The 15,456-nt window shown below is 55.4% G+C and carries 14 protein-coding genes; 2 read left to right on the top strand and 12 right to left on the bottom strand.

Annotated elements, in window-relative coordinates; all coding sequences use genetic code 11:
• On the top strand, positions 1 to 109 hold a 109-nt coding region (locus tag CKW37_RS31860; RefSeq protein ID WP_135192744.1), incomplete at its 5' end, for an IS3 family transposase.
• 79 nt (positions 110 to 188) lie between these two features.
• Here the strand turns inward: CKW37_RS31860 and CKW37_RS32720 are convergent.
• Complete coding sequence (locus tag CKW37_RS32720) at positions 189 to 581, bottom strand: hypothetical protein (protein ID WP_070411934.1); 393 nt, start codon at positions 579 to 581, stop codon at positions 189 to 191.
• A 369-nt stretch (positions 582 to 950) separates the two neighbouring features.
• The gene (locus tag CKW37_RS31855) at positions 951 to 1,589 is read right to left on the bottom strand and encodes an antitoxin Xre/MbcA/ParS toxin-binding domain-containing protein (protein ID WP_231740518.1); all 639 of its coding nucleotides are present in this window, start codon (positions 1,587 to 1,589) and stop codon (positions 951 to 953) included.
• 222 nt (positions 1,590 to 1,811) lie between these two features.
• Between CKW37_RS31855 and CKW37_RS31850 the strand changes: the two genes are divergently transcribed.
• Positions 1,812 to 2,360, top strand: coding sequence for a 3'-5' exonuclease (locus tag CKW37_RS31850; RefSeq protein ID WP_070411935.1), 549 nt, complete (start codon positions 1,812 to 1,814; stop codon positions 2,358 to 2,360).
• Between the two features lie 28 nt (positions 2,361 to 2,388).
• Here CKW37_RS31850 and CKW37_RS31845 read toward each other — a convergent pair whose 3' ends face one another.
• The 10 genes from CKW37_RS31845 to copC all read right to left on the bottom strand — a co-directional run bounded on the left by CKW37_RS31845 (position 2,389) and on the right by copC (position 15,127).
• Positions 2,389 to 2,871: a Mov34/MPN/PAD-1 family protein gene (locus CKW37_RS31845; protein WP_034115605.1), complete on the bottom strand. Its 483-nt coding sequence runs from the start codon at positions 2,869 to 2,871 to the stop codon at positions 2,389 to 2,391.
• Complete coding sequence (locus CKW37_RS31840; RefSeq protein WP_070411936.1) at positions 2,868 to 4,652, bottom strand: ThiF family adenylyltransferase; 1,785 nt, start codon at positions 4,650 to 4,652, stop codon at positions 2,868 to 2,870. The genes CKW37_RS31845 and CKW37_RS31840 overlap by 4 nt, the downstream gene beginning before the upstream one ends.
• A complete protein-coding gene (locus tag CKW37_RS31835) occupies positions 4,636 to 5,886 on the bottom strand; it encodes a nucleotidyltransferase (RefSeq protein ID WP_060480364.1) in 1,251 nt (416 codons plus the stop codon). The genes CKW37_RS31840 and CKW37_RS31835 overlap by 17 nt, the downstream gene beginning before the upstream one ends.
• The gene (locus CKW37_RS31830; protein ID WP_095160030.1) at positions 5,887 to 7,053 is read right to left on the bottom strand and encodes an SAVED domain-containing protein; all 1,167 of its coding nucleotides are present in this window, start codon (positions 7,051 to 7,053) and stop codon (positions 5,887 to 5,889) included.
• Positions 7,054 to 7,408: 355 nt separating this feature from the next.
• Positions 7,409 to 10,552 carry an efflux RND transporter permease subunit gene (locus CKW37_RS31825; protein ID WP_070411938.1) on the bottom strand — a complete coding sequence of 1,048 codons (3,144 nt, stop codon included), beginning with the start codon at positions 10,550 to 10,552 and terminating at the stop codon, positions 7,409 to 7,411.
• Complete coding sequence (locus CKW37_RS31820; RefSeq protein ID WP_070411939.1) at positions 10,549 to 12,033, bottom strand: efflux RND transporter periplasmic adaptor subunit; 1,485 nt, start codon at positions 12,031 to 12,033, stop codon at positions 10,549 to 10,551. Before CKW37_RS31820 ends, CKW37_RS31825 begins: the two co-directional genes overlap by 4 nt.
• Positions 12,030 to 13,286, bottom strand: a complete 1,257-nt coding sequence (locus CKW37_RS31815) for a TolC family protein (protein WP_095160029.1) — start codon at positions 13,284 to 13,286, stop codon at positions 12,030 to 12,032. The genes CKW37_RS31820 and CKW37_RS31815 overlap by 4 nt, the downstream gene beginning before the upstream one ends.
• Before the next feature lie 100 nt (positions 13,287 to 13,386).
• A complete protein-coding gene (locus CKW37_RS33415; RefSeq protein ID WP_074759366.1) occupies positions 13,387 to 13,728 on the bottom strand; it encodes a hypothetical protein in 342 nt (113 codons plus the stop codon).
• Between the two features lie 73 nt (positions 13,729 to 13,801).
• The gene (gene copD, locus CKW37_RS31805) at positions 13,802 to 14,740 is read right to left on the bottom strand and encodes a copper homeostasis membrane protein CopD (protein WP_070411941.1); all 939 of its coding nucleotides are present in this window, start codon (positions 14,738 to 14,740) and stop codon (positions 13,802 to 13,804) included.
• 3 nt (positions 14,741 to 14,743) lie between these two features.
• Positions 14,744 to 15,127 (bottom strand): copper homeostasis periplasmic binding protein CopC, encoded by a 384-nt coding sequence (gene copC / locus CKW37_RS31800; protein WP_024014909.1) that lies wholly within the window; start codon positions 15,125 to 15,127, stop codon positions 14,744 to 14,746.
• Positions 15,128 to 15,456: the final 329 nt, after the last annotated feature.

Genomic DNA, 15,456 nt, shown 5'->3' with positions numbered 1-15,456 from the left:
CGATTACATCGAGATGTTCTATAACCCTAAACGCCGACACAGCAGTGCTATGCAGCTGTCTCCAGTAGAGTATGAGAAACGCTATTTCCTGAGCTTGGAGAGTGTCTAGGAAACCAGGGGCGATTCACATTCATGCCGAAACGCTATGCGAGCGCGACTTGCCACTCACCTGTGTGGGAGTGAGTTTTTCAGCACAGGCTCAGTGCGATGTCTAAATCTGTACGCAACCTTCGACCGGCCCCCATCAGCACATAAACTGTGTTTTTTGTTGGAAACAGGCAGTTGTGGGTGAAAGAAACACCCAGTGTTGTTTTGACCCAATCACCAGGTGCGAAGCGACCTTTACTATCTTGGATAACGGTCGAAGCGTAAACGAGAGCAGGAATTAGCTCCCTGTCCTTAATGGCTTTCAGCTGACTTGTTGTGACGTCGAGATCCAATATTGCCCAATCAGCAACAAGACAATAGGCACGGGAAGGGAAATGCAGGCGGGCGAGCGCTACAGCATCTGGTGTGGTGAGTTGGCATCCGTCTATTTTCTCACCATCAGAAAGCACTGAAATATAATCTGCCAAATTCATGACTACCTCCTGCCGATTAAAAAAACCGATTCGAACGAGAAGCATCACTCAGCTTAGCTGCTAGCGGATCACCAGGTTCCGATGCCGACGGATAGCAGCAGGGTGACCTCATGGCTGTTTCGTCTTCTCCCTTCATCTCACTGAACGGGATGATTTCTATCGAGCTGCCACCCGATAAAGTGGTTTGCGCCAGTACCCAGCTATGCCATTGCCGTGCGTGTATCTTTCTCAACGGTACGTGCCGATGTGAGTGAAACCTAGTGCTTCAATGGATGCCCGTGGATGCCGTATCGGCAAGGCGACGCCGGTATAGGCGCCTGAAATCCATGTTACTCAAGGAGCGGTAGACGCCGTTTGGCTGCGGCTGAATCAAAATGACATGCCCTCCGACACTTGAATCAGCATTTCTTCGACTAGATGTGTGCCAAAGGTTGTAGCAACCATCGACGATGGGCTTTCTCCCAAAAAGCGGGCTTTGGGTTTGGAAAGCCATTGTTTGGCCTTAACTTTGTCACCGAAGATCACCTCGGCCATGGCGGTAATATGTACAAACCGGAAAAGGCGATCGCTCTCAGGCAGGGTTAAGAGCTGATTGGCTGACAGTTTTGTTTTTAGCGTTTTGGGTTGAATGATTCTGTCGCGCTCTTCGTCGCTTAAGGTTCCATCATCACAAAGCATTTTGATCAGGCTGACCGAGAAGCCAGCTACTATCATGTCGTGAATGTCCAGATCCGAGGCATTGACAGAGATATGAAGAAGCCTCTCCAGACGCATGCGGTAAGCATGATAGACATCCTGACGCAGGACGCCAGAAACCATGGGCCGCAATGATGTTGCGTTGTGCACGGGCGTAAGCACTAGTGTGCCATTCGCTACGGTTAGCTCCAGGTCGTCCCCAACACCTAACCTCATTTGGTCAAGCAACTCTTGAGGCAGATCGATGATGATGTCGCCAGTACCGTCCTCAGTTTTTTGGCACTTGACTATCCAACGCTCGGTTTCACTCATGATCGTCCGGCCCTCATCCGCCATCAGAATGACACACATCATTATGCCTGGGCGCAGAGCTGACCAAAGGAATGGGCAACCGCTGACAGACAGGCACTGCCGCTGCTCGAACGCCGGATAACGAGTGAAAGGGCAAAAAATGGGTCAACGGCTATACCTGCCTTTCCACCTTCACATGGCTAAGCCTGAGCGTGATCAGGTAACTACACGAAAGGATATGACATGCACCCTGATGAGCTTTATGTTTCCGTCGATGTCGAGACGTCTGGACCTATACCAGGCGAATACAGTCTGCTTTCCATTGGAGCTTGTCTTGTAGCCCAACCTGAAACGTCCATCTATCTTGAACTACGACCTGACAGTCCGAAACACGACCCCGAAGCGCTGGCAGTATCGGGGCTGATTCTGGAGAATCTGGAGCGTGATGGCCTCGCTCCGCAACAGGCGATGCTGACATTTGATCAGTGGCTGAAATCGTCCTGCCAAACGGGGCAAAAGGTCATTTTCGTAGGACTCAATGCGCCGTTTGACTGGTCATTCGTCAATTACTACTTCCACAAATACCTGGAAACCAACCCCTTTGGTTTTACCGCCATCGACATGAAGGCCTACTTTATGGGCGCTTTAGGTTGCAGCTGGCAGGAAACAAAATCATCCAAAATGACCGCTGCGCTGAAGCCACTCAGCGAGCCGAACCATAACGCATTGGATGATGCCCGCTTTCAGGCAGAGCTCTTCGCCCTGATGCTAGCGGGTAAAGATAAACGCTGACCTGCCTTCCACCTCACGGACTTAAAGCTCATCTGACCCAGGCTGCCTCAACATATCTGCCGTCCCTGAACGACCACGCCTTGATACCTTCAGGTTTTTCGGACTTGCCGACAATAACGGCTATCGGGTGCGGCAAATCCTGCGTGTAACGTGCAGCAAATTTGGAGAAACTTCCGATATCTGCCGGAGAGATCACCGGAACGGATTGGGGGTGTGTATGCCAGTAGCCCACCAGACGTAACCCTTGTTCGTTGGCAGCCCTGATCTCCTGACGGCACCGCTCCGCATCCAACTCTAGCCAAGACCAACCTGACCGATCGGCGCGATGAGGCACCGTGGCCAAGGCCAACAGCAGACCTTTCGGATCAACCGGATTGACGAATAACTGTCCCCCTCGCTCCACGCCAAAAAGGCCCTGCCGATGACTATCGAAGATGTTCGCGACAGCTTGGGACACCAATAGCTCGGTATTCACCTCCGGCCATCGCCAGCGCCATGCGATATCCGTCATACCGTTTCGTCCTTATCTTCCGGCCATCCACGCTCGAGTAGGATTTGCTGCGCCCCCTCTGGCAGTTTGGGCCCAAGGTATTTGCCTCCCAGGCTCAGCACATCTTCAGGTCTGTAAATGCTGCTGACCCAAGATGCAGTTGCGATGTTGCCAGTCAATGCGCGAAGGGCCGTGTGCGACACCATAGAGGCGATATTGGTCATCCCCAGCGAGCCGCCTGGGATAAAGCTCTCCCCACAGGCGGGTAGTGGAACAACACCTCCTCCCGGCCACTCTGTAAATCTATGCAAGAAATCGCCGACGTTCGTGAATAGATGACGGCCATCAAACGTACCGGCTGGTGCGAATAGCGCATGACCTACCTGGGTATACGGTTCGCTCCAGGCTTGTAAGAGCCCCCAAGGAGCGCCGCTGGATTTCGCTCGCCATACAGTGACCTCCGACTGCCAATCTGCTGTCGTGATCACCACCAGATCTGCGTTATCGAACACTTCTGGTTTGCTGCTCATCACCACTTCGGCAAAAGTCGAATAAGCGGTGCATTCTGTCGTCGGAAGATCTAACAAAATCTTGTCCCTCAACGCTGAGGCTTTCAGTCTCCCTAGGCTATCCGCTCCAAGAACATGCCTCCCCAGATTGGCTGATACCAAGGTGTCAGGATCGATGAGGGTGAGGTGGCCGACACCGGATCGTGCCAACTGTATTGCCACCGCACTGCCTAACGAGCCAACACCAACGCAAACTACCCGAGCACTTTCAAGGTGCTGGGCAGTGCCGCTTATATCGCGGGACAGAATGGACGCTCGATCAAGCACGTCCAGGGCAGTTGCCCGGACGAGCGCCGGAGGATGTGCATTTGCGATAGCTGGCCGGCGGCGCGCTGTACGCAAGCCAAACTTTGCCCCCCGCTCCTGCTGTACGCCAAGCGAGCGTACATTGAGGCAATAAGTTGGAGCATCCGTCCCCCCAGGAAGCTCCAGAACAATCCATCGACTTGCCAACGTTCCATGCTGCTCAAACCATGCCAGCAATTGCTCGGCATCGTCTGGTTGAAGGTGGGGCGTTAGCCACGGCAATAGATCTTCTGGATCCGGGGTGCGGATATCCGGATAATTCTGAAGCTTGACGTAAAAACCGGGAGTTTCGGCCGCGCGAATGACAGCGGAACGCCCGACAACCCGTCGGTAATGCCCTTTGAGTGCAGCTACGTTCGATGCTAACCAAACCGTTTCCTGACCGGATGGCACAGCCCGGCGCGGATCGCTGAGCGCAAACAACTGCGAGGCAGCCTGAGGCCGATCCAACAGTAAGAGGTTCTGGAAAGACTGACCGTGCTGAAAAGACCAGTAGGTAGTGATCTCATTCTGAAATTCGATATCGCGCGTTGCCTGGCTTGATCCCATCTTTGACAACGAAACGATCTGGGCCAAGCGAGCAAGGCTGTCCTCTACCACAACTTCCGGAGAGCCCATGATGGGGCGTTCCTGAAAGCCATGAAGGCAGAGCCCCGACTTGGTGGCATGCGGCCAAACCAGCCATGGAGAGGGTTCGACGTTCAGCCGCAAAAGCCCACGGGGAAAGTTGGAGGGGAAACCAATACGCAGTCGCCGCTCCTGTCCCGTGTAATCGATGGGCAAGGGAAAGAAAAAGGACGCCGCTTCGTCAGCCCGCATGGGGGCGGGCTGGAGCAATGCATCGGCAGCGTCCTGACCTAGGGTAATTCGCAGTGCGGCGATTCCGCGCTGCAATAGCGTCGTAATAGGATCAGCCAAGGCGTCCAACTGGCTTTACGCTCGACTGAGAGGTTCCGCCACCGCTGGCCCCTCCGAACAGCGAACCCATCGAAGCAGAGTTTCGAGTAGTGCCATCCGGTCGGCCGGGCATGGTCCAATTCGCAGGGATCTCATTGTTCACTGCCGTAATGAGCGCCGGTGCAATACCGAAATTCTTTTTCACTGCCTCGGCAAAGGAATCGTTGGATTCAAAACTTTCCAAACCCAAAGACACAGATGCACTGGCGTCCGCATGCCACCTGGCAAATGCTTGGCGATAACCTTGCCCCTCGCCCGGTCGATTCCACTTCTCTGCAAAGTTTTCGCCGTTATCGGCTGGGTTGCAGACAAAGCAATCGCTACCTCTTTGCGCGATGTGCTGCGGCATTCTGCGAACGATTTCCAAAATTGCATCGAGCGGCGCCAAAGGCTTCGACTGCGATTCCTTCACGACATCCAGGTATGCGTGAGTCGCCAAAGTGGTTATGACAGCGGATATGGGGCGAGTATCAGCGCTCCTTGTGTTGATGGCCCATTCATCGCGATGCCGCTTGAGCAGCTTTATAGTCGCACGCAGGGGATCTTGATCGATGTAATCCTGATAATGCGGCAAAGGATCTTGCGTCGCGGCATCGAGCATCCGCTGGCTCTTGGCAACTACCAAGCTTTCTAGAGAGATTTCCTGGGCAGAAGCAACCTGTAACCAATTCGAGTAAGGGATAGGGCTGCTTGCTTTCCACCCTGTGACCCGATCCGGAACCTCCAACTTACCCTCGCCGTTGGCTTCGCCATTTCCGTTGATCGCGCGGGCGGGCGTGACGTCGATGTGGAAGCCTGGATTTTCGTCGGCATAAACGATGCGGATGCCCCGACGTAATTGTTTAACTTCTTCCTGAACGCGGGAGCCTTCCCTAAAACGCTGCTCAATCGCCTCTAGAACTTCCTTCGCACTAGCGCCTTGAGCGTGAGGGAGCCAGATAATCGCGTCCGCATCAATGGTGTCCAGATCCGCAGGCGCGCCGGGGATTGGCTTGATGGTCGTTTTCAGCCGCATCGAGCCTTGAACGAAGATATGGGCCTCAGCGAGCAGCGGGTTGTCGGAAGCCGAGAGGATTTTTTCCAGTTGGGAGTAGCGGTCATTTATTTTTTCGTACTGCGCTTCCGACAGCGAGATTTCCCGCGCGGCGCGAAGCAGAAAATATTCCCAACTGCTGCGCTTGGTCTGTTCGTTGCTCAATAGCATTTACCTAGCCTCCTGGGCCACCGAGCCCAATTGCAGTGTTTGCGTAAACCGATCCTGGTTTTCTTTGTCCCGATCGAAGATCAGGTACGTATGTTGATGCTGCGTTGTGAGCAACGCGCCAAACTCGATGGCCAATGCCGCAGGAATAGCGGCGAAGACGTGGATAGGTTCAGGAGTCAGAGCTTCAAGCTGACTCAGTCGTATTTGAAGTGCGTCGCGAAAGGCATGAATCACTCGACGGTTCTGTACCATCGCATAGCTTGGTTCTGGGATCGACAGCTCTGCAATACGTGCACCCGGCAGAGCGTCGGTCACGTCGCGAACTGGGACTTGCGCAGAAATGGAAAGCACCAGCGCCAGTGGCCCGTCGCCTTCGGGGGGAGGTGTAAACAAAAAAACGGGCGGCTCAGCGGACTGATCGGGCCAGCGCAAACGATGTTCGCGGTGAAAGGAGAAGATCAAGCGCTTGGAACGGTCGCCGATACTCTGGCCCAGCATCATCAAAGCCGGGATGTCGGCCAAGCCGACTACTGCCAGCGCGGGCGAGTCGCCGTAGGTACCGCCGCGACGCTTGAGTTGCTGTTCCAGCTCATACTGGATGCTGTCTTTGACGTTCTGCCAATAGGTAGTGTCGCGGCCGCGTGGTCCTGGCGCAGGGAAAGTGATTTTGATGCCTTGATCGAAGGCGGTTAATCCCTCGGCGGACATCGCAGTCAACAGATCGCGAACGGGAATATCGTTGATTGTCTGAAAATGCTGACTTTGGACGATGAGAGGAATGGCTCTACCACCATCGGGGGTCGTTGCGGCGAGTCGGATGCGTTCCAGGTACGCTTGGTGTAAACCACTCAAATCATTTTCAGGATACCCATCTGCGTCACGATCAATTTTGTCATGACAACCTGGGCACAGGAGCATCAGATTAGCGGTATCGTTTGTGTGCGCCTCAGCATCATGATCCGCGCGTCCCCGAGGGCCTTTGGGACTGGCGGGTAGGATATGCGCCACTTCGCCCCATTTCATTGGCTTGCCGGCACGATAGTCGAACGTTAGATCTGTGCCGCACAGTTCACAATGACCAGCGGTCTGTGTCCATACGATCCGCTTCGTCTCATCATTCGTATTAAAGCGCCCACTCGCAGGCTTTGCGTCTTCTTGTTCTGCCATTCCGACCTACCCCCCGAGAAACATCCATGATTGAAAACGATGATGGCAAGATAAGATCATATTAAGGTCATTTGCCTCAATTTCAAGAGAGATATCAGGGTGACGAATGCTGAGTCGGCTTTGAGCAGGGTGCTTTTTTTGGCTCATCGAAACGCAGTGATGGAAGCGGGCGTTTTTCTAGCAAGTGCTGGTGGGGAGTGGCACTGACCACAGCGTATGTATCGAAATTAGCGAGTTTATGCAAAGTACATAAACTCGCTAATTTCGATACATACCGCGCGTAGAACTGATGACAACGAGATGTGCAACTCAAACGAGGCTGCAAGCGCAGCCCCTTTTGCACATTTTTTCCGCGTTAGTACCTGCCAGGCTCAGCGGATAGGCGTCGACGGCGCATGAGGTGATAGGCCGCCGGAATGACGAACAGCGACAGCAACGGCGCCGTGACCATACCGCCAATCATCGGGGCGGCAATGCGGCTCATCACCTCGCTGCCGGCACCACTTCCTAAAAGTATTGGTAACAAACCAGCGATAACCACCGCAACGGTCATGGCCTTGGGGCGAACGCGCTGCACAGCGCCTTCACGAATCGCGGCCATCAACCCGCGTTCTGTGTTGTCACCGAGCTCTTGACGCTCGGCCCAGGCATTTTTCAGGTAGAGCAGCATGATCACGCCAAATTCGGCAGAAACTCCAGCCAGGGCGATAAAGCCGACCCCGGTGGCAACCGACAGGTTGAATCCCAACAGATAGAGAAACCATGCTCCGCCCGTGAGAGCGAATGGCAGCGTGGCCATAATCAGCAAAGCCTCATCAAAGCGTGCAAATGTCAGGTAAAGCAGGACGAAGATGATCAGCAGCGTGGCGGGGACCACCAGTTTTAGTCGTGCATTTGCCCTCTCAAGAAACTCGAACTGACCTGAGTAGCTCAGGCTCATGCCGGGCTGCAACTTGACCTGCTCGCTGACGAGCCGACGTAGATCGGCGACTACCGAGGCAATGTCCCGGCCACGCACGTCGACGTACACCCAGCCTGAAGGCCGTGCGTTTTCACTTTTGAGCATCGGCGGCCCGTCGTTGACCTTGATCTTCGCCACTGTGCCAAGGGTGATCTGGCTGCCTAGCGGGGTGTAGATTGGCAACTGCTCCAAAGCGCCAAGCGAATCCCGCCACTCCCGAGGGTAACGGACGTTGATTGGGAAGCGTGCAAGCCCTTCAATGGTTTCACCGACATTTTCCCCGCCGATAGCGCCGGCCACGATCGACTGCACATCGGCGATATTCAGTCCGTATCGGGCGGCGGCTTGTCGGTCGATATCCACGTCGATGTAACGTCCACCGGTCAATCGCTCGGCCAGCGCCGAACTGACACCGGGTACGCTCTTGGCCACTCGCTCGACCGCCTGAGTCGCGGAATCGATTTCCGTCAGGTTGGTGCCGGCAATCTTTACACCAATAGGACTTTTGATCCCCGTAGCCAGCATGTCTATTCGGTTGCGAATCGGTGGTATCCAGATATTCGTCAGCCCAGGAACTCGCACGACTCGGTCCAGCTCTTCCACCAGTTTTTCCTGAGTCATGCCTGGGCGCCATTGCTCCTGTGGCTTGAACTGGATAGTGGTTTCGAACATCTCCAGCGGCGCCGGGTCGGTGGCAGTTTCGGCACGTCCCGCTTTACCGAAGACATGTTCGACCTCCGGCACGGTTTTGATCAGGCGGTCGGTCTGTTGCAGCAGTTGCGCCGCTTTCTGTGCGGACAATCCGGGCAGCGCCGAAGGCATATAGAGCAGGTCGCCCTCATTCAAAGGCGGAAGAAACTCGCCCCCCAAGCGCGACATTGGCCATAGCGCACTAAAAAACACCAACGCCGCCACCAGCAGCGTGATCCTCGGTCGCCGCAGCACTGCATCCAGAGCCGGCTGGTAGATCCGGATGAGCCAGCGGCTCAGCGGGTTGTTTTTTTCATTAGGAATCCGTCCCCGAATCCAGTAGCCCATCAAAACCGGCACCAAGGTCACTGACAATCCCGCTGCTGCAGCCATGGCGTAGGTCTTGGTGAAAGCCAGCGGGCCGAACAGCCGACCCTCTTGCGCTTGCAGGGTGAACACCGGAATGAACGAAAGAGTGATGATCAACAAACAGAAGAATAGGGCTGGTCCAACTTCAGTCGCCGCTTCGGTCATTACCTGCCAATGACGTTCACCATTCAGTTCCTCACCTGGATTGGCCACGTGCCATGCCTCAACTTTCGTGTGTGCGTTTTCGATCATCACCACAGCAGCATCGACCATGGCGCCGATGGCGATGGCTATCCCACCCAGGGACATGATGTTGGCGTTGAGCCCTTGGTAGCGCATGACAATAAAGGCCATCAGTACACCGACCGGCAGGGAAATAATAGCCACCAGGGAGGAGCGCAGGTGCCAAAGAAAGATCCCGCAAACCAATGCGACAACGATGAACTCTTCGATGAGCTTGTGGCTGAGGTTTTCAACAGCGCGGTCAATCAGTTTCCCACGGTCGTAGGTGGTGACAATTTCCACTCCGGCCGGAAGGCTGCTTTTCAACTCGTCGAGTTTGGTCTTGACCGCCGCAATGGTCTCGCGAGCGTTCTTGCCGCTGCGTAGAATTACCACGCCGCCGACCGTCTCGCCTTCACCGTCGAGTTCGGTGATGCCACGGCGCATCTCCGGCCCCAACTGGATCGTGGCGACATCGCCCAAGTTCACCGGCACACCGCCCGATCCCAGCTTGAGTGGGATCGCCCGAAAATCATTGAGCGTTTTCAAGTAGCCGGATGCCCGCACAATGAACTCGGTCTCTGCCATCTCCAGCACCGCGCCACCAGTTTCCTGATTGGCCTTGCCGATCGCTTCGGTCACCTCGGCCTGCGTAATACCAAGGCTGGCCAGTTTGAGCGGATCAAGCTGCACCTGGTACTGCTTGACCATGCCGCCCACAGTGGCCACTTCCGCCACATTGGGCAGGGTCTTGAGTTCAAACTTGAGGAACCAGTCCTGAAGTGCGCGTAACTGCGCCAGATCATGCCCGCCAGTGCGATCCACCAGCGCGTACTGGAAGATCCATCCTACGCCAGTCGCATCTGGCCCCAACGCCGGCTTGGCGCTGGCCGGCAAGCGGCTTTGTACTTGGCTCAAATACTCCAACACCCGCGAGCGAGCCCAGTACAAGTCAGTGCCGTCTTCGAAAAGCACATAGACAAAGCTGTCACCGAAAAAGGAATAACCACGCACCGTCTTGGCACCTGGTACTGAGAGCATGGTGGTGGCCAACGGATAGGTGACCTGGTTCTCGACAATCTGGGGTGCTTGTCCCGGATAAGGGGTGCGGATGATCACCTGCACATCGGACAAGTCTGGTAGCGCATCAATGGGCGTGCTCTGCACCGACCAAAGGCCCAAGGCCGTGATAAACAGCGTCGCCAGTAGCACCAGGAATCGGTTGGTTACTGACCAACGAATAAGGGCAGCAATCATGGCTGACCCCCTGATTTGTCCAGACGCTCAACACGCAATCCGTCGTCGGTCTGATTCACACCTATCTGGACCTTGTCGCCCGTTTTAAGGCCCTGCATCAGAGCGGGATTGGCGAGCGGGAACGTCATCGTCATGCCAGGCATGCCCAGCGTCTTGAAAGGGCCGTGAGCGAGAGTGACTTCTTTATCGTTGATCTCAACGATTTGCCCATCCGCTTCATGCAAACCCGCGGCAGCTGCACTGGTGGGTGAAGGTTCCTCTGATGTGGCCACGATGCCCTTAAGACTGGCCTCCGAGTCGAGCAGGAACTGGCCAGAGCTAACCACTTTCTGGCCCTCTTCCAACCCTTTCAATATGGCAGTCTTGCCATCGCCTTCCTGCCCGAGTTGCACCTCCACGGGACGATAGCGACCGGCTTCTTCAGCGAGCATCACTAGGGCACGTCGACCGGTGCGAATGACCGCCTCGCTCGGCACCCACAGCACACTTTGCTCCGTTGAGCGATTGAGGCTCACTCTTGCAGTCATACCCGGCCTGAGACGGCCTTCTGGGTTAGGCAATTCGACGCGCACGCGAAGGGTGCGACTATCGGGATTGGTTTCTGGAAGAATCGCGCTTACCACGCCATTGATCACGACGCCTGGGAACGCGGGCAAACGCGCCTCAGCCACTTGCCCCAGCTGAATCGACCCCGATTCAGTCTCCGGGACCGCCAGAGCCAGCCAGACGTTACTCAAACCATTCACGCGTGCCAGTGTTTCGCCGGCAGCCACTGTCATACCTTCGCGCACATCGAGTTCTTGCAACACCCCACTGATGGGGCTGGTGAGGGTCAGGTTTGGTTGGACGTTGCCACTGCGCTCTACTTGAGCAATCGATGCCACCGGCATCCCGGTGAGCCGCAAACGCTGGCGAGCCGCTGCCAGCAAGCCCGCATCGCCACTACGCTTGAGTGCGAGAAACTCCTCCTGAGCCGCAGACCACTCCGGGACAAGAATATCCGCCAAGGCGGCGTTGGCTTTGATCACATCGCCAGGAGCACGGGCATACACACGCTCGACGAAACCCGCCGTACGGGCCTGGATGACGGCAACGTCGCGCTCGTTGAAGGTCAATACACCCACAACATCCAGACTCGAATCAAACACACCTCGACTGACAGTCGCCAGTCGCACGCCAAGATTCTGGGTCAGGCTTGGATCAATGCGAACAGTGGCGCTGTCCCCCTTGCTATCCGCGTACTGAGGGACCATCTCCATGTCCATGAAGGGCGACTTACCCGGCTTATCGAATTTCTGTTGTGGGTACATGGGGTCGTACCAATACAGAACCTTGCGATCGACTGATGGCTTCGGCTTCTGCTCCGATGCTGCATCCGGTACTGCGCTCACCCTCGGTTGGGCCAACCAGTAACCACCGGCGACTCCCAAAGCAATTGAGATGCTGACAACAAAAACCCCTTTCCATGTTCGAGAGATCATTGAGCGGACTCCCCATAGGCGAAATACAGGCGAGCGCTGGTGAGAGCACGCTGCTCTTCAACATCAATCTGCTTGAGTCGGGCTTCGATAAGCTCGCGCCGAGCGGCCACGACGGAGTTCAAATCGCCCTTGCCGGCGCGATAGCTAGCCATAGTGAGCTCGACCCTTTCTTTAGCCAAAGGGAGCAGACTGCTCTGGGATCGATGGACGGCGCGATTCAGGCGCTCATAGTCGGCCACCTGATCTTCTAGTTGCTGGGTGTGCTCGCGTGAAAGGACTTCACGCTCAGCCTCAAGCTGGTTGAGTTCCGCGTGCTTGGCTGCAATTTTGGGGTTTTGTCGTGAGTCAGGAAACAGCGGTAGATCCCATGAAAATTGCACGCTGACCATGTCGCCGAACTCTCGGCCGCGATGCTGGTAATCGACTTCCCAGCTCCAATCAGACCGCTTTTCCGCTTCGGCCTCGCGGACCCTGGCCTGCGCTTCGCGGGTCATTGGTGCAAACGCAGCCAATTCTGGGTGATGTTGAACCTTATGAGAGTAACCAGAGGCTTCTACAGGCCATTCAGGCAAGCTGCCCAGAGGTTTATCGTTCGCGGCTGGTCCAATCCAGCGCTTCAGGGCCGCTCGGGCTTGCGCTCTTTGACGAATGAGATCGTCTTGCTGCTCTTCCAATTGTGCCGCCTCTTGTCTGGGCGTGACGGCATCAGCAGGTTGAGCGCGGCCACCGGCAATTTGGGCGCGGACAGTATCGGCCAGCAGGCGGTTTTCCCTATAGAAGTCCTGGAACAGCGCGTCTTTACGCTCAACGGAATGGCTGCTGATCCAGGCCAGCGCCGTGGCCTGACGAACCTTCAGACGTTCGACCTGACGCTCGGCGGCAGCGCGGTCAATGGCTGCATCAGCAACCTCGATCCGGGCTTTTCGTTTGGCGCTGTTCGGCATTTCCTGACTCACGCCGACCATTTGCATGGTCATGAAGTCCTGATCGATGCTCCAGCGATCCGGCCCCCCAATGGGATAGTTCTGTATACCTACCAGCAACTTGGGATCGGGTAGTTCCCCGGCTGGGATGGCTGCACTATTGGCAGCACGAATTTTTGCATCTTGTGCAGTCAGCGACGGCGCATTGTTTTCAGCCAGCTGCAAAGCTTCATCGAGTGTCAATGCAGCAGCGAGACTCGGCAAGGCCAGTACGCTTGCCGCCAAGATGGTCACGAGGGGCCACCCTGTGCAATAGCACTTGGATTTCATGGTCACGATTCCTGTGATGATCCACCGCGCGCCTCATGAGACATGCGCGCAGATATGCCATCCCGCATGACGCGGAATGAGGCTCAGTGTGGTACAGGAATCAAATGCGGGGAGGTCGCCATACCCCTGATGGGGTTTGCACAGGATGGGAATCTATGGAGATGGACGCTTCGAGGGGGCTAGATAGGGTCACCGGAGGCTTGACGATGGAGACTTGCAGCATGCCGCCGGTCTTGCACTCCTGGCCCGGCTTACAGGGTTTTCCGTGCTCGGTGGGACTTTTCATGTCATGGCAGCAGTCTTGGCCCATGCCGTCCATCATTGCCATGCCCATGGTTTGCATGGGGCACGGCTCTGTCGGCGCCTGAACACCCGCCATCCCGCTGAGGGGAAGCGCAAGGCTAATCAGTAAAATCAGGCAAAGCCGTAGATAGCGTGTCATGTGCTGAAGTGTAGCCAGTAGAAATGGTGCTAACAATCACGTTCCAGGCTTCTTGGTTAGGTGCCAGACACCTCTATTCCGCGCTCATTTCCATTTCAGGACTTAGCGTGCCTAACCATGCGACAAGACAGATGATGAGGATTGCCATCAGGAATTCGAATTTCATGCTGCGGCGCAAGGCATTGACCGCTACAGAGTATTGCCCATTGCGAACCGAGCGCTCCAATAGCGGGCTTAAGTGAAAGCGGTTCAGCGTCGCTAAAACGATCATCCCGGCAAAGAGCAGTATCTTCAAAAACAGCAACTGGCCATAGGTACTGAGCATGACCTCATCAAGGTTGGGACCGACGATGAAAAGGTAATTTACAACTCCCGTAACGCTTATGATCGCAACAATCATACCGCCGGCCGACTCAAAGCCAGTCAGCACGCGGGCAAGAATACGTGCTTCCTCCTCACCCTTCAGCGATTTCAACCGCAGCAGTAGAGCGAAGGCCGCTAGAGCACCCAACCAGCCACCTGCCGCTAATAAATGGAAAATGTCGCTGAGAAAATGCCAGTAGCGGCGGCTGCCTTCGTCCATGGCACCATGCCCTGTCCAGGCTAGCGTGGCCAACGCGATTGCTCCACAGACGCTGACGATCCAGAGGCTGGGTGTCGGATATCGTTTATTCAACGCGACGCCCAGAATTGCCCCCACCAAGGCGGCTATCCGAACCATCCAGGTCAGCCCAACGTCGGTGCCCATGATGACCATTTCAAAAATGTGGTGATGTAGCTCCATAAGCTCCGATACACCGCTCATTGCTTTTGCAAGCAACAACATCGCAGCAAGGGACAGAGCTACACCTGCAATAGAAGTACCGTAAAGAAGCGACTCAAAGTTCAAGACCGTGCCCGATACCCTTTCCTTTCCCCTGAGACTGTACAGGCCGAATATGGCCAGTCCAAATAACAACATCAGGTCAAAATAGAGAGCAAAGCGAACCACGATATTTAATGAGTCGCTCATGGATCATTTCACTTTGAATGAAAAGTTGCCGGTGATCGGGTGGGTGTCCGAAGACACTGCACGCCATTCAACTTTGTAGGTGCCGGTGGTCAGCGGTGCAGCCGGCGTAATCACCATAGTTTTCGGATCACCACCAGCAGCGACAGCGGCCTTTACACCCATGGGTGAGTTAGGCATGCCAGGCATGTCGGTCATGATCAGCTTTGCACCGGAAAACTGAGTGGTGAGATTCTCAGAAAAATGCAGTTCGATTTTCGACGGAGCCGCCGCATCCGAGCCTTCTGCCGGAGTGGAAGAAAGTAGTTTTGGATGTGCTTGGGCCACTGCACTCAGAAGCAAACCAGCAGTGATTGCAACGGCCACGGACGTAGTTTTAAGGAATGACATGCAAGACTCCTCACAGCGAGCGCTGTTGATTCGAGGTTTTTTGGGAGGAACTAGTTTTTAATTTCTTTAAAAACCACTGTTGATTAACTCGGAGCCCCCGTCCTCTTCGCCAAGTTGAACAGGAGAAACTCGCTAGCCCTAACGTCACAGTGCGAGAACACGATGCCACACGATCACAAACTGTTCGATTACATTTCAGTCAGCTTGATACGATGTTTGGCATCTAATCGTTGAGCGTAGCAAGGCCTGGAGAAGAGACGGCGTACCGCAGGACCGGGGAGTTCAATCACTCCGCAAATTCGCAGAGGCGTAGCTAAGCGCAGAACGCC

This window comes from Pseudomonas sp. Irchel 3E13 (genome assembly GCF_900187455.1).
Lineage (GTDB): Bacteria > Pseudomonadota > Gammaproteobacteria > Pseudomonadales > Pseudomonadaceae > Aquipseudomonas.
The sequence above is the reverse complement of the archived record's forward strand: the minus strand, read 5'-3'. Positions and strand labels throughout refer to the sequence as shown.

Coding starts and splice junctions, on each gene's coding strand:
- CKW37_RS31835 (WP_060480364.1), bottom strand. CDS start 5,886: ATGCTATTGAGCAACGAACAGACCAAGCGCAGCAGTTGGGAATATTTT.
- CKW37_RS31850 (WP_070411935.1), top strand. CDS start 1,812: ATGCACCCTGATGAGCTTTATGTTTCCGTCGATGTCGAGACGTCTGGA.
- CKW37_RS32720 (WP_070411934.1), bottom strand. CDS start 581: ATGAATTTGGCAGATTATATTTCAGTGCTTTCTGATGGTGAGAAAATA.
- CKW37_RS33415 (WP_074759366.1), bottom strand. CDS start 13,728: ATGACACGCTATCTACGGCTTTGCCTGATTTTACTGATTAGCCTTGCG.
- CKW37_RS31855 (WP_231740518.1), bottom strand. CDS start 1,589: ATGAGTGAAACCGAGCGTTGGATAGTCAAGTGCCAAAAAACTGAGGAC.
- CKW37_RS31825 (WP_070411938.1), bottom strand. CDS start 10,552: ATGATTGCTGCCCTTATTCGTTGGTCAGTAACCAACCGATTCCTGGTG.
- CKW37_RS31830 (WP_095160030.1), bottom strand. CDS start 7,053: ATGGCAGAACAAGAAGACGCAAAGCCTGCGAGTGGGCGCTTTAATACG.
- copC (WP_024014909.1), bottom strand. CDS start 15,127: ATGTCATTCCTTAAAACTACGTCCGTGGCCGTTGCAATCACTGCTGGT.
- copD (WP_070411941.1), bottom strand. CDS start 14,740: ATGAGCGACTCATTAAATATCGTGGTTCGCTTTGCTCTCTATTTTGAC.
- CKW37_RS31820 (WP_070411939.1), bottom strand. CDS start 12,033: ATGATCTCTCGAACATGGAAAGGGGTTTTTGTTGTCAGCATCTCAATT.
- CKW37_RS31845 (WP_034115605.1), bottom strand. CDS start 2,871: ATGACGGATATCGCATGGCGCTGGCGATGGCCGGAGGTGAATACCGAG.
- CKW37_RS31815 (WP_095160029.1), bottom strand. CDS start 13,286: ATGAAATCCAAGTGCTATTGCACAGGGTGGCCCCTCGTGACCATCTTG.